The organism is Stutzerimonas sp. KH-1 (assembly GCF_054483855.1).
The window spans coordinates 630,879-651,432 of sequence record NZ_CM137011.1; the positions used below are offsets into that span (position 1 = coordinate 630,879).

A 20,554-nucleotide genomic window follows, 5' to 3' on the forward strand; every position below is an offset into this window, starting at 1 on the left:
AACGCTATGAATCTGCAAGGTAAGGTGGCACTGGTAACCGGTGCGAGCCGCGGCATCGGCCAGGCCATTGCCCTTGAGCTGGGCCGTCAGGGTGCCATCGTGATCGGGACGGCGACCACGTCTTCAGGCGCCGAGCGCATCGCCGAAACGCTGAAGGAAAACGGTATCGAAGGTGCAGGTCTGGTGCTCGATGTCGGTAATGACGAATCGGTCAGCAGCACGCTGGAGCACATTCAGCAGCACCTCGGGCAGCCGGCGATTCTGGTCAACAACGCCGGGATCACCCGCGATAACCTGATGCTGCGCATGAAGGATGACGAATGGTATGACGTCATCAATACCAATCTGAACAGTCTGTATCGCCTTTCCAAGGCCGTGCTGCGTGGCATGACCAAGGCGCGTTGGGGGCGGATCATCAATATCGGTTCGGTGGTTGGTGCCATGGGTAACGCCGGGCAGGTAAACTACGCCGCAGCCAAGGCCGGACTGGAGGGTTTCAGCCGTGCATTGGCGCGGGAAGTCGGTTCGCGTGGCATTACGGTGAACTCCGTGGCGCCTGGTTTCATCGACACCGACATGACTCGCGAGTTGCCGGAAGCCCAGCGTGATGCGCTCTTGGGGCAGATTCCCCTGGGGCGTCTCGGTCAGGCCGAAGAGATTGCCAAGGTCGTTGCTTTCCTTGCTTCTGACGGCGCTGCCTATGTTACCGGTGCCACGGTGCCGGTGAATGGCGGCATGTACATGAGCTGAGTGTGACGCCAAACGCAGGAGGACAGTCATAACGGCTGTCTTTAAATTAGCTATAAAACTGCAGCTGATTTATAGATAGATGGTTGAAGGCGGCGTCATGCTTGCCTGCTTCCAGCTTGAAATGCGGAAAACGCTTTCTATACACTACCGCGCAAACCAGCTGCCTGATTTTTCCATAGGAGTGAAAACAAGGTATGAGCACCATCGAAGAACGCGTCAAGAAAATCGTTGCCGAGCAACTTGGCGTTAAAGAAGAGGAAGTAACCAACAGCGCTTCCTTCGTCGAAGACCTGGGTGCCGACTCTCTTGACACCGTTGAGCTGGTGATGGCTCTGGAAGAGGAATTCGAGACCGAGATCCCGGACGAGCAGGCTGAGAAGATCACCACCGTTCAGGAAGCCATCGATTACATCAACGCGCACGCGCAGTAAGTTGTAATCCGCTCGGAATCAAGAAAGCCGCACTGCCTTGATCGGGTAGTGCGGCTTTTCTTTGAGAGGGGTTTTATCGAGGCTGCGGGCGCTTGCCTTGCGCTCGAACCGTTCCTGTCGCGGCAGGAGTGAGCCAAGTACGTTTAGGTATAGGAGTAATCGCTGTGTCGCGTAGACGCGTCGTAGTCACCGGGATGGGCATGCTTTCGCCTCTGGGTAACGATGTGCCAAGCAGCTGGCAGGGTATTCTTGCTGGTCGCAGTGGTATCGGCCTGATCGAGCACATGGATCTTTCGGCCTACTCCACTCGTTTTGGCGGGTCGATCAAAGGCTTCGATGTCGAGCAGTACCTGCCAGCGAAAGAAGCTCGCAAGCTCGACCTTTTCATTCAGTATGGCCTCGCTGCGAGTTTTCAGGCTGTGCGTGACTCGGGTCTGGAGATCACCGATGCCAATCGCGAGCGAATCGGCGTGGCAATGGGCTCGGGTATCGGTGGCCTGACCAACATCGAGAACAGCTGCAAGGCACTGATGGAGCAGGGGCCGCGGCGTATTTCGCCGTTCTTCGTGCCTGGCTCGATCATCAACATGGTGTCCGGTTTCCTGTCGATTCACCTTGGCCTGCAAGGCCCCAACTATGCGATCGCCACAGCGTGCACCACAGGCACCCATTGCATCGGCATGGCCGCGCGCAACATTGCCTACGGCGAAGCCGACGTGATGGTTGCCGGCGGTTCCGAGATGGCGGCCTGCGGGCTCGGCATTGGCGGCTTCGCCGCGGCGCGCGCGCTTTCCACGCGCAACGATGACCCGGCAGGGGCGAGCCGGCCGTGGGACAAGGGGCGCGATGGCTTCGTGCTCTCCGACGGAGCCGGGGCGCTGGTGCTCGAAGAGCTCGAACATGCGAAGGCACGCGGTGCGCATATCTATGCCGAACTGATCGGCTTCGGCATGAGCGCAGACGCCTTCCACATGACCTCCCCACCCGACGACGGAGCCGGTGCGGCGCGCTGCATCCGCAATGCGCTGAACGACGCCCAGCTGAACGTCGAGCAGGTGCAGTACATCAACGCTCACGGAACCTCGACGCCGGCTGGCGACAAGGCCGAGGCTGCGGCCATTCGCAGCGTATTCGGTGACCACGCCTACGAGCTGTCGGTGAGTTCGACCAAGTCCATGGTCGGTCACCTGCTCGGTGCGGCCGGTGCCGTGGAGGCGATCTTCAGCGTTCTGGCCATCCGGGATCAGGTGGCGCCGCCGACGATCAACCTGGAGGAGCCGGACGAGGGCTGTGACCTCGACTTTGTGCCGAATCAGGCCAAGCCGCGGCCGATCGACGTCGTCGTGTCCAACTCTTTCGGGTTCGGTGGAACCAACGGCTCGCTGGTGTTCCGCCGGTTCGCCGAGTGACGTTGAGCTGGTTGAACGGGCGGCCCGCAGAAGGGTTGCCCGTTCACGATCGCGGACTGGCCTATGGCGATGGGTTGTTCGAAACGATCCGCGTGACGGGCGGCCGGGCGCATCTGCTGGACCGGCATCTCCAGCGTCTGGGTGAAGGCACGCGACGCCTCGCCATTCCCGTCGACATCGATGAGTTGCGCAATGAGCTACTGCAGTTCTGCCAGGCGCTCGGCCAGGGTGTCGCCAAGCTGATCGTCACACGCGGCACCGGTCAGCGCGGCTATGCACTTCCACAGCCCTGTCAACCGCGGCGCCTGCTGCTGGGATCGCCGCTTCCCGCGTACCCAGCGCAGCATGCCGAAGACGGTGTTCGGCTCTTTCCTTGTGACACGCGCCTGGCGGAGCAGCCGAGGCTCGCGGGGATCAAGCATCTGAATCGACTCGAACAGGTGCTGGCGCGTGCCGAGTGGCAGGATCCGGCTTTTGCTGAAGGGCTGATGCGGGATCTGTCCGGCCGGGTGATCGAGGGCGTGTTCAGCAATCTCTTCCTGGTTGCCGATGGCCAGCTGCGGACACCTTCGCTTTCCCGGTGTGGCGTTGCCGGCGTGATGCGCGCTGAAATCATGGCTCGCGCCGCCGGACTGGCGCTGCCGCTCAGCGAGTGCGACGTCAGCTATGCCGAACTGATGCAGGCCGACGAGGTTTTTCTCTGCAACAGCCTCTACGGCATCTGGCCGGTCACAGGTTTGGCCGAGTGCGTCTGGCCGGTCGGTCCGCTGACCCGTAAACTGCAGACCGTTGTTGCCGACCTGTTGAGTGATTCGTGATCCGTAAACTTCTTGTCTTGCTGCTGACGCTGTTCGTGTTGGCAGCAATTGCGCTCGGGCTGTTCGCCTGGAAGCAACATGCTGCGCTGGAGCAGCCCTTGGCTGTGACTGACGAGCCTTTGCTGCTCGATGTGCGGCCAGGCGATACGCCCAGCGGCGTATTTCAACGGCTGGAGGCCGACGGCGTGCTGGAAGATGCGTTCTGGCTGCGTCTGTACTGGCGCCTGAACCTGTCCGGGCAGAGCCTTCACAGCGGTGAGTATCGCCTCGCGCCAGGCATGACTGCGCGGGACATGATCGGACTCTGGCAGCGGGGCGAGGTTGTGCAGTACAGCCTGACCCTGGTGGAGGGCTGGAATTTCCGTCAACTGCGTACTGCGTTGCAGAACCAGCCAAAGCTGGAGCAAACCCTGGATGGGCTATCCGATGCGGACATCATGGCGAAACTTGACGCGCCGGATCTGCACCCGGAAGGGCGTTTCTTCCCGGATACCTATCGTTTCACTCGCGGAACGTCCGACCTGGACCTGTTGCGCCGTGCCTTCACGCGCCTCGAACAGGTGCTTGAGGAGGAATGGCAGCAGCGTGCGCAGGGGTTGCCATACAAGGATGCCTATCAGGCATTGATCATGGCCTCGATCATTGAAAAGGAAACCGGTGTGCCGGAAGAGCGGGGCGAGATATCCGGCGTCTTCGTGCGCCGACTGGCGCGCGGCATGCTTCTGCAGACAGACCCGACGGTGATCTACGGCATGGGCGAAGCCTACCGGGGGCGCATCACTCGCAACGATCTGCGGACGCCGACGCCATACAACACCTACACCAACACTGGCCTGCCGCCGACGCCGATCGCCATGGTCGGACGTGAGGCGATCCGGGCCGCACTGCATCCGGTCGACGGCTCCAGTCTTTATTTCGTCGCCCGCGGCGATGGTAGCCACGTCTTCAGCGACACCCTTGAGCAGCACAACCGTGCGGTGCGTGAGTATCAGCTCAAGCGTCGCGCCGATTACCGTTCCAGTCCGCCGCCCCGGCAGGCGCCGGCCAATAGCGAGAACGCTCAATGAAAGGACTCTTCGTCACCCTCGAAGGCCCCGAAGGCGCGGGCAAGAGTACCAATCGAGAGTACCTGGCAGATCGCCTTCGAGCCCGGGGGCTGGATGTCGTATTGACCCGCGAGCCCGGTGGTACGCCACTGGCCGAGCGCATTCGTGACCTGCTGCTGACACCTGCGGACGAACCGATGGCGATCGATACCGAGCTGTTGCTGGTGTTCGCCGCGCGCGCGCAACACTTGGCGCAGGTTATCCGTCCTGCGCTGGCGCGAGGGGCGGTGGTGTTATGTGATCGCTTCACCGATGCCACCTACGCCTACCAGGGTGGCGGCCGTGGCCTGCCCCTTGAGCGGATCGCGCAGCTGGAGACCTTTGTGCAGGGCGATTTGCGCCCTGACCTGACGCTGATCTTCGATCTGCCAGTGGAAGTGGGGCTGGCACGAGCGGCCGCACGGGGACGCCTCGATCGTTTCGAGCAGGAGGGCATGCGCTTCTTCGAAGCGGTGCGCTGTGCCTATCTGCAGCGCGCGGAAGCAGCGCCTTCGCGCTATCGCGTCCTCGATGCTGGACAACCGCTCAGCGCGGTCCAACGTGATGTCGAGGCGCTGATTCCCGAGTTGCTGGTGCGCTTCGATGGCTGACGTGCTTCCCTGGCAGCTTGATCTTTGGCGGCAGCTGGCGGGGCGTGCTCAGCATGCGCACGCCTATCTGCTGCATGGCCCGGCAGGTATCGGCAAACGCCTGCTGGCCGAGCAGCTGATGGCGCTGTTGCTCTGCCAACGGCCGGTCGATGCCCGCGCATGTGGTGAATGCAAGTCCTGCCAGTTGCTTGCCGCGCAGACCCACCCGGATCATTACATCCTCGAGCCCGAGGAGGTCGACAAGGCTATCCGGGTCGATCAGGTCCGTGATCTGGTCGGCTTCGTCACCCAGACGGCGCAGCTGGGTGGGCGCAAGGTGATCCTGCTGGAACCCGCCGAGGCCATGAACCTGAATGCTGCCAATGCGCTGCTCAAGAGCCTCGAGGAGCCATCGGGCGATACGGTGCTACTGCTGATCAGCCATCAGCCCAGCCGCCTGTTGCCGACGATCAAGAGCCGCTGCGTGCAGCAGGCCTGCCCATTGCCGGGGCGACAGCAGTGCCTCGACTGGCTCGCCGCGCGGCTGCCTGAGCTTGCTTCCGAGCTTCGTGAGCAGTTGCTGACCCTTGCCGCTGGGTCGCCGCTGGCGGCACTCAAACTGCACGAGCAGAAGGTTCTGGAGCTGCGTGCGCAGGTGGTCGACGGTGTGAAGAAGCTGCTCAAGCAACAGCAATCGGCCAGCCAACTCGCCGAAGGTTGGAACGCGCTGCCACTGATCCTGCTTTTCGACTGGTTCTGCGAATGGGCGCATCTGATCCTGCGTTACCAGATGGCCGGCGATGAAGCGGAGCTCGGCGCGGCCGATATGCAGAAGGTGCTGCAGTATCTTGCACAGAAATCCTCGCAGCAAAAAGTGATCGCGCTGCAGGACTGGTTGCTCGAGCATCGACAAAAAGTGCTGGGCAAAGCCAACCTCAACCGTGTGTTGCTTCTCGAAGCGCTGCTGGTGCAGTGGGCAACGCTGCCAGGCGCGGGCTAGAATCGACCGACTTTTCGTTAGGAACACCGCATGAGCCTGCCAGCAAACCTTGGTCCGCGTAACGGCATCCTGTCTCTGACCATCAAGGACAAATCGGTGCTCTATGCCGCGTTCATGCCATTCATCAAGCATGGCGGGCTGTTCATCCCGACCAACAAGAGCTACAAACTCGGCGACGAAGTGTTCATGCTGCTGAACCTGATGGACGAGCCGGAGAAGATCCCGGTTGCCGGCAAGGTCGTCTGGATCACCCCCAAGGGCGCCCAGGGCAGCCGGGCTGCAGGCATCGGCGTGCAGTTCAACGAGGGCGACAACACCGCGCGCAACAAGATCGAAACCTATCTGGCCGGCGCGCTGAAATCCGATCGGCCGACCCATACCATGTGATCGGCGGCGTCCCGGTGCCGTACGTCAGGCGCCATTGTGCCGCCTGCCTTTTCTGCTTCCCCGCCATTTGCTCTACAATCGCCTCTTTTCCGCGATAGCAAGTTGCGCCCTCCATGCTGGTAGATTCCCACTGTCACCTTGACCGACTCGACCTGACCGCCCATGACGGCTCGCTCGATGCAGCGCTCGATGCAGCCCGCGCGCGCGGAGTCGGGCACTTCCTATGCATCGGGGTCAGCGCCGACAACGCGTCGGCGGTCAAAGCGCTGGCCGAGCGTTATGCCGATGTCGACTGTTCGATTGGCGTTCATCCGCTCGACCTGGAGCCGACCAGTCAGCCGGCATTGGACTGGCTGCTGAGTGAGCTGCAGCATCCGCATGCCGTTGCCATCGGCGAGACGGGGCTGGACTATCACTACGAGCCCGAAGCGGCCGAGCTACAACAACAGTCGTTCCGCCTGCATCTGGAAGCTGCTCGGGTCACTGGCAAGCCGGTCATCGTGCACACCCGCGAGGCACGCGCAGACACCTTGGCCCTGTTGCGTGAAGCCAGCTTGCCCCAGGCTGGTGTGCTGCATTGCTTCACCGAGGATTGGGAGATGGCCAAGGCCGCGCTGGACCTCGGTTTCTACATCTCGCTTTCGGGCATCGTCACCTTCCGTAATGCCGATGCCTTGCGCGAGGTCGCTCGGCAAGTCCCTGCCGATCGGCTGCTGGTGGAGACCGACGCCCCATATCTCGCGCCGATTCCGTACCGTGGCAAGCCCAACCTGCCCCAGTACGTGCGCGAGGTGGCGGAGTTCCTTGCGCAGTTGCGTGGTGTTTCCTTCGAACATCTCGCGGAGCAGACCACCGCCAACTTCAGATCCCTGTTTCCGCTGGCGCGGGTTCGCGGCTGACGACGACCGCTATTTCCGTGCTGTGCACCCTGCCTGATCTGCTGCGCGCACTGCGCACTCCGTACTTTATCCGCAAGGTGGCGTAATGACCGCTGAGACGCTGCACACCGGCCCGTTGCAACGTGGCCTGAAAAACCGCCATATCCAGCTGATTGCCCTGGGCGGGGCGATCGGCACCGGCTTGTTCCTGGGCTCCGCCGGGGTGCTGAAGAGCGCCGGTCCGTCCATGATCCTGGGCTACGCCATCGGCGGCTTCATCGCCTTTCTGATCATGCGTCAGCTCGGGGAAATGATCGTCGAAGAACCGGTAGCCGGTTCCTTCAGCCACTTCGCGCACAAGTACTGGGGAGGCTATGCGGGCTTTCTGTCCGGCTGGAACTACTGGGTGCTTTACGTGCTGGTGGGCATGGCAGAGCTGACCGCGGTGGGCAAGTACGTGCAGTTCTGGTGGCCGGAGGTGCCGACCTGGGCAACCGCTGCCGCCTTCTTCGTGCTGATCAATCTGATCAACCTGAGCAACGTGAAGGCCTTCGGCGAAACCGAGTTCTGGTTCGCCATCATCAAGGTCGCCGCCATCATCGGCATGATCCTGCTCGGATTGTTCCTGCTGGTGAGCGGGCAGGGCGGCGAGCAGGCGAGCATCAGCAATCTCTGGAGCCATGGCGGCTTCTTCCCCAATGGTTTCAGCGGCATGGTGCTGGCGCTGGCGATCATCATGTTCTCCTTCGGCGGCCTGGAGCTGGTCGGCATCACAGCGGCAGAGGCGTCCGATCCGAAGACGGTGATTCCCAGGGCGATCAATCAGGTCGTCTACCGCATCCTGATCTTCTATATCGGCGCACTGACCGTGCTGCTTGCGCTCTATCCGTGGGATGGGCTGCTGCAGACATTGGGGGCAGCGGGCGATCCCTACAGTGGTAGCCCCTTCGTGCAGATCTTCTCGCTGATCGGCAGTGAAACCGCAGCTCACCTGCTCAATTTCGTCGTGCTCACCGCCGCTCTGTCGGTCTACAACAGCGGTGTGTACTGCAACAGCCGCATGCTTTACGGCCTGGCCGAACAGGGGGATGCGCCGCGCAGCCTGATGAAGGTCAATGCTCGCGGTGTGCCGGTGCTCGCCATTGCGGTCTCGGCGCTGGTGACGCTGCTCTGTGTGCTGGTGAACTATCTGCTGCCACGGGGCGCACTGGAGCTGTTGATGTCACTGGTGGTGGCCGCGCTGGTGATCAACTGGGCGATGATTAGCCTGGCCCACCTGAAGTTCCGGCGGGCAATGCAGCGCCAGGGCGTGGTGCCGAGCTTCAAGGCGTTCTGGTTCCCATTTAGCAATTACCTGTGCCTGGCTTTTGTCAGCGGCATTCTGGTGATCATGTTGTGGATTCCCGGTATTCGCTTGTCTGTATTCGCCATCCCGTTCTGGATCGGCTTCCTCTGGCTGTGTTTCGGATTGCGAGCGCATATACGCGATGCGTCGGCGTGATGAGGTCTTTCAGGGGCGCAAAAAAAAAACCCGGATTCCTGAGAAGCCGGGCCAAGACCATTAGGAGTATGAAATCGCAATCCAGGCGATCTCATCTGGCCAGGCAGTGGGGGATTGCCTAGCCAGTGACTCAAGTATTAACGCTGCATTAGTTGTCTGCTGGCGGATTTCCGCGCTTTTTAAACGCTTTTGGAATACATGTCTCGCTGACTGATCGCCGTCAGTGCCTTGCCAGCTCCTGCAGGAGTGCCACGGTTTCATCGATGACGCGCTGCGGTGTGTAGAAGTGCGGCGAGAAGCGAATGCCGCCGCCGCGTAGGGCGCAGACGACCTGCTCTGCCTTCAGCCGCTCGAATAGCGCCGCGTTGTCCCAGCCTTGCAGGCGGAACGTGAGGATACCGGCCCGGCGGTCGCGCGTTGTCGGCGACAGGATGTCGACGCCGTCCAGATCGCCCAGCCCCTGACACAGCCACTCGATTCGCTCATCGAGCTCGGCTGCGACCCGCTCCATACCAACCTCCTCCAGCAAGGACAGGCTTGCCTCGAGGGCCATCGCGCCGAGCAGATTGGGGCTGCCGCATTCGAAGCGCCGCGCACTGCGCGCCGGCTCCCAGTCCGTGCGATCGTAATCGCCGGCATGCTCCAGCATGTGCCAACCGTACTCGTGCAGTTTCAGCTGGTCACGCAGATCGCTGCGGCAATAGAAGACACCCAGTCCTTCCGGGCCGAGCATCCATTTATGACCGTCGGCCATGGCGAAGGCGCAGCGATTGTGCTGAACGTCGAAGGGCAGGGCGCCGAGCTGCTGGATCGCATCGATGCACAGCAATACGTCACGTTGCTCGCAGCCTTCGCCCAAGCGCGCAAGATCCAGGCGCAGACCACTGGCGTACTGCACGGCGCTGATTGCCATGAGCCGCACCCGTGGTCCGCAGGCCGCCAACAGGTCGCCTTCCGGATCGTCGCCCTTCAGGCTGACCTGGACGACTTCCACACCGAGTGGGCGCAGCGCCTCCCAGACGACACGGTTGGACGGGAACTCCTCATCGCTGATGACGATGCGATCGCCGCGTTTCCAGTCCAGGCCGAAGGCGACGAACGACAGCGCTTCGGAAGTGTTCTTGACCAGTGCTACGTCGCCACTGCTCGGCGCGTTGAGCAGACGCTTCAGGCGCTGACGCAGGCTGCGCTCCACCGTAAGCCATTGCGGATAGTCCCGTGCACCGAGAGTGGCGTTCTGCTCGGCGAAGGCGCTGACGGCTCGGGCCGCTCGACGGGGCCACGGCGCGACGGCAGCATGGTTCAGATATCTCAAATCGACTATTTGTGGAAATTCGTCATTTATGTGAATCATCGCTGGAAGCCCCGTGCATTTGATGACCGGTTAGGCATAATGGCTGCCTCGTTTTTCACCTCAAAGCAGCCTTCCTATGCAGAATGAACCTCGTAAGGTCCGCGAATTTCGTCGCCGCGAACAGGAAATCCTCGATACCGCGTTGCAGCTTTTTCTCGATCAGGGAGAGGACAGCGTTACGGTCGAGATGATTGCCGATGCGGTCGGTATCGGCAAAGGCACGATCTACAAGCATTTCAAGTCCAAGGCCGAAATCTACCTGCGCCTGATGCTCGACTACGAGCGCGACCTGAACCAGATCCTCCACTCTCCTGACCTGGACCGCGACAAGGAAGCGCTGTCGCGCGCCTATTTCGAGTTCCGCATGCGCGACCCGCAGCGTTACCGTCTGTTCGACCGCCTCGAGGAGAAAGTGGTCAAGGGCAACCAGGTGCCAGAGATGGTCGAGCAGTTGCACAGCATCCGCGCGTCCAACTTCGAACACCTGACCCAGCTGATCAAGGGCCGCATCGCCGAGGGCAAGCTGGAAGACGTCCCGCCGTACTTCCACTATTGCGCCGCCTGGGCCTTGGTGCACGGAGCCGTGGCGCTGTATCACTCGCCGTTCTGGAGCAATGTGCTGGAAGATCAGGATGGCTTCTTCCAGTTCCTGATGGATATCGGTGTGCGCATGGGCAACAAGCGCAAGCGCGATTGATTGGGCGACGGGCAAGAACCGATGAGCATGCGCAATTTCCCCATCCGCTACATCGAGCCGGTTTTCCGGCCACCCAGCGAGGCGCACTCGCTGATCCTGCCGGTGACCAATGGCTGCTCCTGGAACGCCTGCACGTTCTGCGAGATGTACACCGCGCCGCAGAAGAAATTTCGCGCCCGCGATGAAGCCGAGGTGCTCGAGGAGATCCGCCGCTGCGGTGAGCAGCTGATCGTTCAGCGGGTGTTTCTGGCCGACGGCGATGCACTGGTGCTGCCGACCCGAAGGCTGCTGACGATCCTCGAGCAGATTCGTCAGTGCCTGCCGGAGGTGCAGCGGGTCTCCAGCTACTGCCTGCCGAGAAACCTGCGCAAAAAGTCGGTCGAGGAGTTGCGCGAGCTGGCGGACGCCGGGCTTGGCATGGCCTACGTCGGCGCCGAATCCGGCGACGACGAGGTGCTGGCGCGGGTCAACAAGGGCGAAACCTACGACTCGACCCTGAGTGCGCTGGACAAGCTCGGCCAGGCGGGAATTGCCCGTTCGGTGATGATTCTCAACGGTCTCGGTGGAAGGGCGCTGAGCCGGCAGCATGCACGGAATTCCGCACGTCTGATGAATGCGGCGCAGCCCGAATTCCTTTCTACCCTGGTGGTCAGCTTCCCGCAGGGCGATGTGCGTTTTCGCGAGGGATACGAAAACTTCGAGCCGCTGACGCTGACTGACCTGCTCGTCGAGCTGGAGTGGCTACTGGGCGATCTCGAATTGCGCGACACGGTTTTCCGCAGCGATCACGCGTCTAATTACCTGGTGCTCAAGGGCTCCCTGGGTGCCGACAAGCTGCGGCTGATGAGCCAGCTACGCGAGGCGATCGACGACCCCCGCAACGCGCCTTTGCGCCAGGAGTGGCAGCGCGGATTATGACCGCAGATGTGCATGGTCTGCCGTGAACTGCCGAAGAGGCAATATGGCGTGGATGCTGCATTGCCGGTGCGATTGCCGGTTTTCCGTCGCCGGCCTCCTGGAGGATGAGTCCATGCGTTTCCTGTTAGGCGTGCCAGGTTTGCTGGCGCTGCTTGTCCTGGCTGGCTGCATGAAGGTCAGTGATATGGCCGAGGGTACCCGCTATCACCTTCGTGACGCTGGCGTTCTTGACCACAGCGACACGCGTCGCTCCAGCTCATGGCGTCTGCAACCGGATTCCTTCATCTATATCGCGCAGGGCCATTTCGTCCCGTCGGGTGATGTCTATCCGCGGCCGAATGTGGTGGCGGAGGAAGCCTTCAACGGTTTCGTCGAATACTTTCCGCTGGTGCGTCGTGCTCGCGAGCCAGCCGGATTGGAGGAGGCCATGGCACAGGCTTCGGCGATCGGCGCTCATTACCTTCTGTATCTGCGCTATGCGGCCGCAGATGATCGTATCGGTAGCTTCGACGAACTGAATAAGCAGCGCGCGCTGGATCGACTCGGCGTGGACTCCGGCGTGGTGCAACTGATGCTGATCGAGACGGGGACCCGCTATTTGGTCGACACCGCGCGTATTCGCAGCCGCGGAGGACTGCTAGGGATCTATGACGCCCGGCCCGAGCATCTTCTGCGGCCGCCGCTTGAGGACTATGCTCGTCGGTTGCTGGGTCTGTCACGCTGAGCGATGTGGCAGTATCGAAGCGGACATAGCTGCGAAGCGAGGAGATCTGGATGAACAATACAGGCAAGGCGGGCGACTTGCTGGCTCAGCTCTCGGCCAACGAGAAGAAGGGGCTGCCGCCGGTGCATTTGTGGAATCCACCGTTCTGCGGCGATCTCGACATGCGTATCGCGCGTGACGGTACCTGGTTTTACCAGGGCACGCCGATCGGGCGGCCGGCGATGGTTCGTCTGTTCTCCACGGTTATTCGACGCGACGGCAACGATTACTTCTTGGTCACGCCGGTGGAAAAGGTCGGCATCCAGGTCGAGGATGCACCTTTCGTCGCGGTGCGGCTGGACGTGAGTGGGGAGGGCGAAGCGCAGCTGCTCCGTTTCGTCACCAACGTCGACGATGTGGTGGAGGCCGGCCAGGAGCACCCGCTGCGCGTCAGCCTCGATCCGCAAACCCAAGAGCCGTCGCCGTACATTCACGTGCGCGCCAATCTCGAGGCGCTGATTCATCGCAACGTCTTCTATCAGTTGGTGGACCTGGCTGTGCCCGGTGATGTGGAGGGCGAGAGCTGGCTCGGCGTATGGAGCGGCGGCGTGTTCTTTCCCATCGGCCGTGCCGAATAGTGATCGCTGCATTTCGGTGTCAGCACCGATAAAAAAAGGCTCCCGAGGGAGCCTTTTTCGTTGCTTACATGTTAGGGTAGTTCGGCCCGCCGGTACCTTCCGGCGCCACCCAGGTGATGTTCTGCGCCGGGTCCTTGATGTCGCAGGTCTTGCAGTGCACGCAGTTCTGCGCATTGATCTGGAAGCGCTTGCTGCCATCGTCGTTGCTGACCACTTCGTAGACGCCGGCCGGGCAGTAACGCTGTGCCGGCTCGTCGTACAGCGGCAGGTTCTTCTCGATCGGAATGCTCGGATCGGCCAGCTTCAGGTGAACCGGCTGCTCTTCCTCGTGGTTGGTATTGGAGAGGAATACCGAGGAGAGCTTGTCGAAGCTCAGCTTGCCGTCCGGCTTGGGATAGTCGATCTTCTTCGACTCTGCGGCCGTCTTGAGGCAGGCGTAGTCCGGCTTGGTGTCGTGCAAGGTGAAGGGGATCTTGCCACCGAAGATGTTCTGATCGATGAAGTTGAACGCGCCGCCCTTGATTGCGCCCCACTTGTGAATGGCCGCACCGAAGTTGCGGCTCTTGTACAGCTCGTCATACAGCCAGCTGGACTTGAAGCCTTCTTCATAAGCGCTCAGTTCGTCGCCGCCTTCACGGCCAGCCAGCAGCGCGTCCGCCGCAGCTTCGGCAGCCAGCATGCCGGACTTCATCGCCGTGTGGCTGCCCTTGATCTTCGCGAAATTCAGGGTGCCTGCGTCGCAACCGATCAGCGCGCCGCCGTTGAAGACCATCTTCGGTAGGCAATTCAGGCCGCCCTTGGCGATGGCGCGGGCGCCATAGGAAACGCGCTTGCCGCCATCCAGGTACTGCTTGATCACCGGATGGTGCTTGTAGCGCTGGAATTCGTCGAACGGCGACAGATACGGGTTGCTGTACGACAGATCGACGATCAGGCCGACGACCACCTGGTTGTTTTCCAGGTGATAAAGGAAGGAGCCGCCGGTGTTTTCGTCGTTCAGCGGCCAGCCCGCGGTGTGCACGACCAGACCCTGCTCATGCTTGGCGGGGTCGATGTCCCAGAGTTCCTTTATGCCGATGGCGTAGTGCTGCGGGTCGACGTTGGCGTTGAGCTGGAAGCGGTTGATCAGCTGCTTGCCGATATGTCCGCGGCAGCCTTCGGCGAACAGCGTGTACTTGGCGCGCAGTTCCATGCCGGGCGTGTACATGCCTTCCTTGGGATTGCCTTCGCGGTCGACGCCGAGGTCACCGGTGACGATACCGCGAACGATGCCGTTCTCGTCGATCAGCGCTTCCTGAGCGGCGAAGCCCGGGTAGATCTCGACACCCAGGTTCTCGGCCTGCTGGGCCAGCCAGCGGCACAGGTTGCCGAGGGAAATGATGTAGTTGCCTTCGTTGTGCATGGTCTTGGGGACCAGTGCATTGGGCAGCTTGCTGGCCGCTTCGGCGGTCTTCAGCAGGTAGATGTCGTCACGCTTGACCGGCGTGTTGAGCGGGGCGCCGAGTTCTTTCCAGTCGGGGAACAGTTCGTTCAATGCGCGCGGCTCGAAGACTGCGCCGGATAGAATGTGGGCGCCTACTTCGGAGCCTTTCTCGACGACGCATACACTGATTTCCTGACCAGCGTCGGCGGCTTTTTGCTTCAGGCGGCAGGCTGCGGATAGGCCTGCAGGGCCGGCGCCGACGATGACAACGTCGAATTCCATGTATTCGCGTTCCATTAGGCTTTCTCCTACTCAGGGCTTGGTTGTTATATAAGTGGTGGAGGGCTGTGATCGGCCCCTGACCGAGCCGGGCCGGCGCATTATATATAGACGCTCGAATCGGTCCAATACAAACGTTTGTTTGAATTTTCTGGAAGCCTGTTAGAATCGCCCGAACCGCGTCGTTATGACGGGTCATATGCGTTGTTGACCCCGTCCGCGGCCTGCGGTCAAGATACGGACGGTTTGCACTCGCCGAACAGGGCAGCGGCTATCAAAACCCAAGCCACGAGCAAGGCTCGGTTCGCCTCGGCGGAATTCTATTCACCGGAGAGTAACGAGGAATCCATGAAGGTTCTTGTAGCTGTCAAACGAGTGGTCGATTACAACGTCAAGGTTCGCGTCAAGGCGGACAATTCCGGCGTTGACCTGGCCAACGTCAAGATGTCGATGAACCCCTTCTGCGAAATTGCCGTGGAAGAGGCAGTACGCCTGAAAGAGAAAGGCGTGGCGAGCGAAATCGTTGTCGTCTCCATCGGTCCGACCGCTGCCCAGGAGCAGCTGCGCACCGCGCTGGCGCTGGGCGCCGACCGCGCCGTGCTGGTCGAGTCCAACGACGAACTGAACTCCCTGGCGGTTGCCAAGCTGCTCAAGGCCGTGGTCGACAAGGAGCAGCCGCAGCTGGTCATCCTCGGCAAGCAGGCGATCGACAGCGACAACAACCAGACCGGCCAGATGCTCGGCGCGCTGACCGGCTATGCCCAGGGCACTTTCGCCTCCAAGGTGGAAGTGGCTGGCGACAAGGTCAACGTCACCCGCGAGATCGACGGCGGCCTGCAGACCGTCGCGCTGAACCTGCCGGCGATCGTCACCACCGACCTGCGTCTGAACGAGCCGCGCTACGCGTCGCTGCCGAACATCATGAAGGCCAAGAAGAAGCCGCTGGAAACGCTGACCCCGGATGCACTGGGTGTCACCACCACTTCCACCGTGAAGACCCTGAAAGTCGAAGCGCCGGCAGCCCGCAGCGCCGGTATCAAGGTCAAGTCCGTGGCTGAACTGGTCGAGAAACTGAAGAACGAGGCGAAGGTAATCTAAATGACTATCCTGGTTATCGCTGAACACAATAATGCCGTCCTCGCGGCCGCTACCCTGAACACCGTTGCCGCCGCCAAGGCCATTGGTGGTGACATCCACGTACTGGTTGCCGGCAGCGGCTGCGGTGCAATCGGCGAAGCAGCCGCGCAGATCGAAGGCGTGGCCAAGGTCCTGGTCGCTGATGACGCAGCTTACGCCAATCAGCTGCCGGAAAACGTCGCGCCGCTGATCGCCGACCTGGCGAAGAACTACAGCCACGTGCTGGCTGCAGCGACCACCAACGGCAAGAACTTCCTGCCGCGCGTTGCCGCTCAACTGGATGTCGATCAGATCTCCGAGATCATCGCGGTTGAAAGCGCCGATACCTTCAAGCGTCCGATCTATGCCGGTAACGCCATCGCTACCGTGCAGTCCAGCGCTGCCATCAAGGTCATCACCGTACGTGCCACCGGCTTCGATGCGGTGAATGCCACCGGCGGCTCGGCTGCAGTCGAGCAAGTCTCCGGTACTGGCGATGCCGGCAAGTCCGCTTTCGTTGGTGAAGAGCTGGCCAAGTCGGATCGTCCCGAGCTGACCGCTGCCAAGATCGTCGTTTCCGGCGGTCGCGGCATGCAGAACGGCGAGAACTTCAAGCACCTGTACTCGCTGGCCGACAAGCTCGGCGCGGCAGTTGGTGCCTCGCGTGCCGCGGTCGACGCCGGCTTCGTGCCGAACGACATGCAGGTCGGCCAGACCGGCAAGATCGTTGCACCGCAGCTGTATATCGCCGTCGGTATCTCCGGTGCCATCCAGCACCTGGCCGGCATGAAGGACTCCAAGGTGATCGTCGCGATCAACAAGGACGAGGAAGCGCCGATCTTCCAGGTTGCCGACTACGGCCTGGTGGGCGATCTGTTCGAGATCGTGCCGGAGCTGGAAAAGCTGGTCTGAAGCTGATCGCTGTTGAAGAAACCCGCTCATGTAGCGGGTTTTTTCATGGGCGATCAGTGGGCTCGTCGGTGTACCATCGGCGCAACCGTTTCGCACCAGCTTTACCGCACTAAGAGGATATTCATGCGTTTCGCCTTTGCGTTGAAATCTGCGTTGATCGCGCTGGCCCTGGCGGCGCCGTTCACGGCAACGGCAGCGGGAAAATGTGATCGCCTGGTGGCAACCGGTGCGGCAGACAACCCGCCGTTTCTCTGGCGCGATCCGCAGAACCCCAAGCGCCTGGTGGGTGCCAACGCCGATCTGCTGGGGCAGATCGCCGAGTCACTCGGCTTGAAGCTGGAGCTGCTCTACACCGGCGATCGCGCCAAGGCGCTCGATGAGGTACGCAGTGGACGCGTGGATGTTCTTGCCGATGCGACGCTGACCATCCAGCGACTGGAAGAACTGGACTTCATACATCCGGCCATCGTCCAGCTGCAAACCGTCGCATGGGGGCGTAATGAACCCGGTTTCTTCTACTCCAGCCGCGAAGACTTGCGAGGTCATCCTGGCGTGGTTGTCGCTGGCAGCCGTTATGGCAGCGAGTTCGACGCCTTCGCCAAGGCAAATCTGCAATTGCAGCAGGCGCCCGGGCTCGAGCAGGGGCTGCGGCAGTTGATCGAGGGTGATCGCCAGTACCTGTTGCATGAGCGTTACGGCACGATTGCCGCGGCTGACGCGCTGGGATTGCTGGACAAGGTGCAACGCCTGGATCCTCCGGTTGTTGGCCGTGACATGCATTTGGCGATTTCCCATGATTCGGCGTGCAACGATCCCTGGTTGCGCGGACAACTGGCGCGGAAAATGACAGAATTGCGCGCCGCCGGCGTGCCAGAGCAGTTGCTGGTGCACAACCTGACGGTGTGGAAGAACCAGCAGACCGGCCGTGGCAGCGCTTCGAAAAAATAGGATTCACCGTGAGACGACTACTTCCCTGTGCCCTTTCGTTGCCGCTGCTGGTTCTGCTGGGGTGTGCAAGTGACCCTGCTCCCGTGGCGCAGTTGCGCCTGACGGAAGAGGCTGTTGCCCAGGCCCGCTCGATCGAAACCGCTCTGGTCTACGAGGAACTGGTGCAGGCCGAGGCCAAGTTGGCTGCTGCCCGCTCGGCGCTTGAGGTCGGCGAGAACCGTGAGGCGCGCCTGTTGGCCGAGCAGGCCGAACTGGACGCCCGGCTGGCGGAGCTGCGCGTGCTCAGTGATCAGCGTGAGGCGCAGGTCGGCGATCTCAATCGGCGCATTCAGCGTCTACGGCAGCAGTTAGGAGACGTACGGTGACAGGGCGATTCGCAATGCTGCTGGCCGGGCTGGCGCTGGTCGGCTGCGCAAGCCAGGAAACCGAGAGGGAGATCGGCGCGGCCTCTGCCGCATTGCAGCGGATTGAGACCGATCCTGCTGTCCATCGCAGTGCGCCAAAGGATTTGCAGCGCGCGGTTGAAACCCTGCAGCGATCCGAGCGCTTCAAAGAGTATTGGGGCGGTGCCGAGGATGCTCGCCATTACGCCTATCTCAGTCGACGCTACAGCGAGATCGCCGGGCTGCAGGGCAAGCTGCTGCAACAGCAGGAGCGGGTGGCGCGGTTGGAAATGGAGCGGGACCGACTGCGGCGGATGTTGCAGGACGCCAGGCTGATGACCGATGAACAGCAGGGGCGCTGGCTCGAAGACCAGCTGATGAGCCTGGCGGCGAGCGAGACCGACCGTGGCCAGGTCATGACGCTCGGTGACGTGCTTTTCAATCCGGACAGTGCGGAGCTGAGCCATACGGCGAACCGAACCCTGCTCAAGCTCGTCCAGTTCCTGCAGCGCAACCCGCAGCGCAAGGTACGTATCGAGGGTTATAGCGACAGCCGTGGCGACCCGCAGGCGAATCTGGAACTGTCGCGCGCGCGGGCGCAGATGGTGGCTGATCTGTTGGTGAGCCTGGGAATCAGCGCCGAGCGTATCGAAGTTCGCGGTTACGGTGAGCAGTTTCCGCTGGCGGAAAACGCTTCGGCACGTGGCCGTGCGCAGAATCGCCGGGTCGAGATCCTGTTTTCCGACGGGGAAGGTAATCTCGCGCCCGATCGCTGAAATCGTGGGCTAGAGGCTGGACTGTTTCGCCCACATGCTGCGCAACTGTATTGGTCTGCTGGTGTTTCGCTGAGCTACTGTTACGGTTCAGTTGGCGGGAGACCGGTGAGATGACCAATCTGTTGCTCTATCAGCGCATTGCCCAGCAGCTCGCCGAGGATATCCGGCGCGGGGTGTATCGACCCGGCGAACGTGTGCCTTCGGTACGCAAGATGAGCCGGCAGCTGAGCGTCAGCCATGCGACAGTGCTCCAGGCCTACGCCAATCTCGAAGATCAGGGCATGATCCGGGCGCGTCCGCAGTCCGGCTTCTATGTCCACCAGACGCCGGTCCTCACCGCGCCGACACCCGATATCGCTCGGGTCGAGCGACCCACGCTGGTCACGCGCAGCAGCATCATCAACCAGGTGCTCAGCGAGTCCCGTCGCGAAGGGCTGATTCCGCTGGGCGCCGCCGTGCCGCATGTGGATTATCTGCCGGTCAGGGCTTTGCACCAGCAACTTGCCAAGGTCACGCGCTTCCAGAGCCCACGGGCGTTCAGCTACATGTTCAGTCCCGGCTACGAGCCGTTGCGTCGTCAGGTGGCGATCCGCATGCGCGACGCCGGCGTGGTGGTTGATCCCGGCGAGATTGTCATTACCCATGGTTGCGTCGATGCACTGCAAATGTCGCTGCGGGTGTTGACCCGGCCCGGTGATCTGATCGCCGCCGAATCGCCAACCTATTACGGCCTGCTGCAACTGGCGGACCTGCTGGGACTCAAGGTCATCGAAATTCCCAGCGATCCGGATACCGGCATGAGCCTCGAGGCGCTGCAGCTGGCAGCCGGGCAATGGCCGATCAAGGCGCTGGTGCTCACGGCGCGGCTGAGCAATCCGCTGGGCGTGAGCATGCCCGACCATCGACAGAAACAGCTGCTGAGCCTGGCAGCACGGTTCGACATCCAGATCGTCGAGGACGATATCTACGGCGAGTTGATGTTCGAGCAGGACCAGTACAAGGCGCTCAAGTCCAATGACCGGGAGGGGCGGGTCATCTACTGCTCGAGCTTTTCCAAGACGCTGTCGCCGGGCGTGCGTATCGGTTGGGTCATCGCTGGTCGCCATCAACCGGAGATCGAGCGCCTGCAGACGTTCAGTACACACTCGGCCTGCAGCGTGACGCAGATGGCCGTGGCGGCGTACCTGGAGAATGGCGGCTATGACCGGCACCTGCGGGCGATCCGCCAGGAGTATCGCAAGAACCTCAGCGCCTTCCAGCTGGCGGTGCAGCGCTATTTCCCGGAAGGCACGCAGATGACGCGGCCCAAGGGCAACTTCATCCTCTGGGTCAGTCTGCCGGTGCGGGTCAATACCCAGGAGCTGCACGTGCGGGCGCTGGCGCAGGGCATCAGCATTGCGCCGGGGCTGATCTTCAGCAACACCGAGCAGTTCAATCACTGCATACGGCTCAACTGCGGTTTGCCCTGGAACCACGAGACCGAGCGCGCCTTGCGCACGCTCGGGCAACTGGCGTCGGAGCTGTGCCGGGACGCACAATAGGCGCTCCTGAGTCCGTC

General features: G+C 61.8%; 22 protein-coding genes. 20 read left to right on the top strand and 2 right to left on the bottom strand.

Annotated elements, in window-relative coordinates:
- Positions 1 to 6 precede the first annotated feature (6 nt).
- From fabG to ACX1DW_RS03170, 10 genes are all read left to right on the top strand, one after another.
- On the top strand, positions 7 to 750 hold the full coding sequence (gene fabG, locus ACX1DW_RS03125; RefSeq protein ID WP_063539885.1) for a 3-oxoacyl-ACP reductase FabG: 744 nt from the start codon (positions 7 to 9) through the stop codon (positions 748 to 750).
- 194 nt (positions 751 to 944) lie between these two features.
- Positions 945 to 1,181, top strand: a complete 237-nt coding sequence (acpP, locus tag ACX1DW_RS03130; protein WP_003283670.1) for an acyl carrier protein — start codon at positions 945 to 947, stop codon at positions 1,179 to 1,181.
- A 164-nt stretch (positions 1,182 to 1,345) separates the two neighbouring features.
- Entirely contained in the window at positions 1,346 to 2,590 is a 1,245-nt protein-coding gene (gene fabF / locus ACX1DW_RS03135) for a beta-ketoacyl-ACP synthase II (RefSeq protein ID WP_102840170.1), read from the top strand.
- A gap of 2 nt (positions 2,591 to 2,592) precedes the next feature.
- Positions 2,593 to 3,408 (top strand): aminodeoxychorismate lyase, encoded by an 816-nt coding sequence (gene pabC, locus ACX1DW_RS03140; protein ID WP_133456850.1) that lies wholly within the window; start codon positions 2,593 to 2,595, stop codon positions 3,406 to 3,408.
- On the top strand, positions 3,405 to 4,475 hold the full coding sequence (mltG, locus tag ACX1DW_RS03145; RefSeq protein ID WP_133456668.1) for an endolytic transglycosylase MltG: 1,071 nt from the start codon (positions 3,405 to 3,407) through the stop codon (positions 4,473 to 4,475). The genes pabC and mltG overlap by 4 nt, the downstream gene beginning before the upstream one ends.
- The gene (tmk, locus tag ACX1DW_RS03150; RefSeq protein WP_079328951.1) at positions 4,472 to 5,104 is read left to right on the top strand and encodes a dTMP kinase; all 633 of its coding nucleotides are present in this window, start codon (positions 4,472 to 4,474) and stop codon (positions 5,102 to 5,104) included. Before mltG ends, tmk begins: the two co-directional genes overlap by 4 nt.
- Positions 5,097 to 6,083 carry a DNA polymerase III subunit delta' gene (locus tag ACX1DW_RS03155; RefSeq protein WP_253750506.1) on the top strand — a complete coding sequence of 329 codons (987 nt, stop codon included), beginning with the start codon at positions 5,097 to 5,099 and terminating at the stop codon, positions 6,081 to 6,083. Before tmk ends, ACX1DW_RS03155 begins: the two co-directional genes overlap by 8 nt.
- 30 nt (positions 6,084 to 6,113) lie before the next feature.
- Positions 6,114 to 6,470 (top strand): PilZ domain-containing protein, encoded by a 357-nt coding sequence (locus ACX1DW_RS03160; RefSeq protein WP_037043113.1) that lies wholly within the window; start codon positions 6,114 to 6,116, stop codon positions 6,468 to 6,470.
- Positions 6,471 to 6,583: 113 nt separating this feature from the next.
- On the top strand, positions 6,584 to 7,369 hold the full coding sequence (locus ACX1DW_RS03165) for a TatD family hydrolase (protein WP_458992765.1): 786 nt from the start codon (positions 6,584 to 6,586) through the stop codon (positions 7,367 to 7,369).
- A gap of 85 nt (positions 7,370 to 7,454) precedes the next feature.
- Positions 7,455 to 8,849, top strand: coding sequence for an amino acid permease (locus ACX1DW_RS03170; protein WP_458992766.1), 1,395 nt, complete (start codon positions 7,455 to 7,457; stop codon positions 8,847 to 8,849).
- Positions 8,850 to 9,069: 220 nt separating this feature from the next.
- On the opposite strand, the gene ACX1DW_RS03175 is transcribed toward ACX1DW_RS03170, so the two are convergent.
- Entirely contained in the window at positions 9,070 to 10,203 is a 1,134-nt protein-coding gene (locus tag ACX1DW_RS03175) for an aminotransferase class V-fold PLP-dependent enzyme (RefSeq protein WP_458992767.1), read from the bottom strand.
- Positions 10,204 to 10,279: 76 nt separating this feature from the next.
- On the opposite strand from ACX1DW_RS03175, the gene ACX1DW_RS03180 reads away from it, so the two are divergent.
- The 4 genes from ACX1DW_RS03180 to ACX1DW_RS03195 all read left to right on the top strand — a co-directional run bounded on the left by ACX1DW_RS03180 (position 10,280) and on the right by ACX1DW_RS03195 (position 13,159).
- Positions 10,280 to 10,900, top strand: coding sequence for a TetR/AcrR family transcriptional regulator (locus tag ACX1DW_RS03180; protein WP_003299617.1), 621 nt, complete (start codon positions 10,280 to 10,282; stop codon positions 10,898 to 10,900).
- Between the two features lie 21 nt (positions 10,901 to 10,921).
- Positions 10,922 to 11,818 (top strand): radical SAM protein, encoded by an 897-nt coding sequence (locus ACX1DW_RS03185; protein WP_458992768.1) that lies wholly within the window; start codon positions 10,922 to 10,924, stop codon positions 11,816 to 11,818.
- Positions 11,819 to 11,930: 112 nt separating this feature from the next.
- Positions 11,931 to 12,542, top strand: a complete 612-nt coding sequence (locus ACX1DW_RS03190; protein ID WP_458993440.1) for a DUF4823 domain-containing protein — start codon at positions 11,931 to 11,933, stop codon at positions 12,540 to 12,542.
- A 50-nt stretch (positions 12,543 to 12,592) separates the two neighbouring features.
- Positions 12,593 to 13,159: a DUF1285 domain-containing protein gene (locus tag ACX1DW_RS03195; RefSeq protein WP_458992769.1), complete on the top strand. Its 567-nt coding sequence runs from the start codon at positions 12,593 to 12,595 to the stop codon at positions 13,157 to 13,159.
- Positions 13,160 to 13,223: 64 nt separating this feature from the next.
- On the opposite strand, the gene ACX1DW_RS03200 is transcribed toward ACX1DW_RS03195, so the two are convergent.
- Positions 13,224 to 14,879, bottom strand: coding sequence for an electron transfer flavoprotein-ubiquinone oxidoreductase (locus tag ACX1DW_RS03200; protein ID WP_125867928.1), 1,656 nt, complete (start codon positions 14,877 to 14,879; stop codon positions 13,224 to 13,226).
- 330 nt (positions 14,880 to 15,209) lie between these two features.
- Between ACX1DW_RS03200 and ACX1DW_RS03205 the strand changes: the two genes are divergently transcribed.
- The 6 genes from ACX1DW_RS03205 to ACX1DW_RS03230 all read left to right on the top strand — a co-directional run bounded on the left by ACX1DW_RS03205 (position 15,210) and on the right by ACX1DW_RS03230 (position 20,537).
- Positions 15,210 to 15,959 (top strand): electron transfer flavoprotein subunit beta/FixA family protein, encoded by a 750-nt coding sequence (locus ACX1DW_RS03205; protein WP_003299612.1) that lies wholly within the window; start codon positions 15,210 to 15,212, stop codon positions 15,957 to 15,959.
- Positions 15,960 to 16,889: an electron transfer flavoprotein subunit alpha/FixB family protein gene (locus ACX1DW_RS03210; protein ID WP_102840181.1), complete on the top strand. Its 930-nt coding sequence runs from the start codon at positions 15,960 to 15,962 to the stop codon at positions 16,887 to 16,889. It begins immediately after the preceding gene.
- Positions 16,890 to 17,012: 123 nt separating this feature from the next.
- Entirely contained in the window at positions 17,013 to 17,837 is an 825-nt protein-coding gene (locus ACX1DW_RS03215) for a substrate-binding periplasmic protein (RefSeq protein WP_458992770.1), read from the top strand.
- 8 nt (positions 17,838 to 17,845) lie between these two features.
- Positions 17,846 to 18,202 (top strand): DUF4398 domain-containing protein, encoded by a 357-nt coding sequence (locus ACX1DW_RS03220; RefSeq protein ID WP_458992771.1) that lies wholly within the window; start codon positions 17,846 to 17,848, stop codon positions 18,200 to 18,202.
- Positions 18,203 to 18,216: 14 nt separating this feature from the next.
- A complete protein-coding gene (locus ACX1DW_RS03225; protein WP_411912485.1) occupies positions 18,217 to 18,996 on the top strand; it encodes an OmpA family protein in 780 nt (259 codons plus the stop codon).
- Positions 18,997 to 19,106: 110 nt separating this feature from the next.
- Positions 19,107 to 20,537 (top strand): aminotransferase-like domain-containing protein, encoded by a 1,431-nt coding sequence (locus ACX1DW_RS03230; protein ID WP_458992772.1) that lies wholly within the window; start codon positions 19,107 to 19,109, stop codon positions 20,535 to 20,537.
- The last annotated feature ends 17 nt before the right edge of the window (positions 20,538 to 20,554 follow it).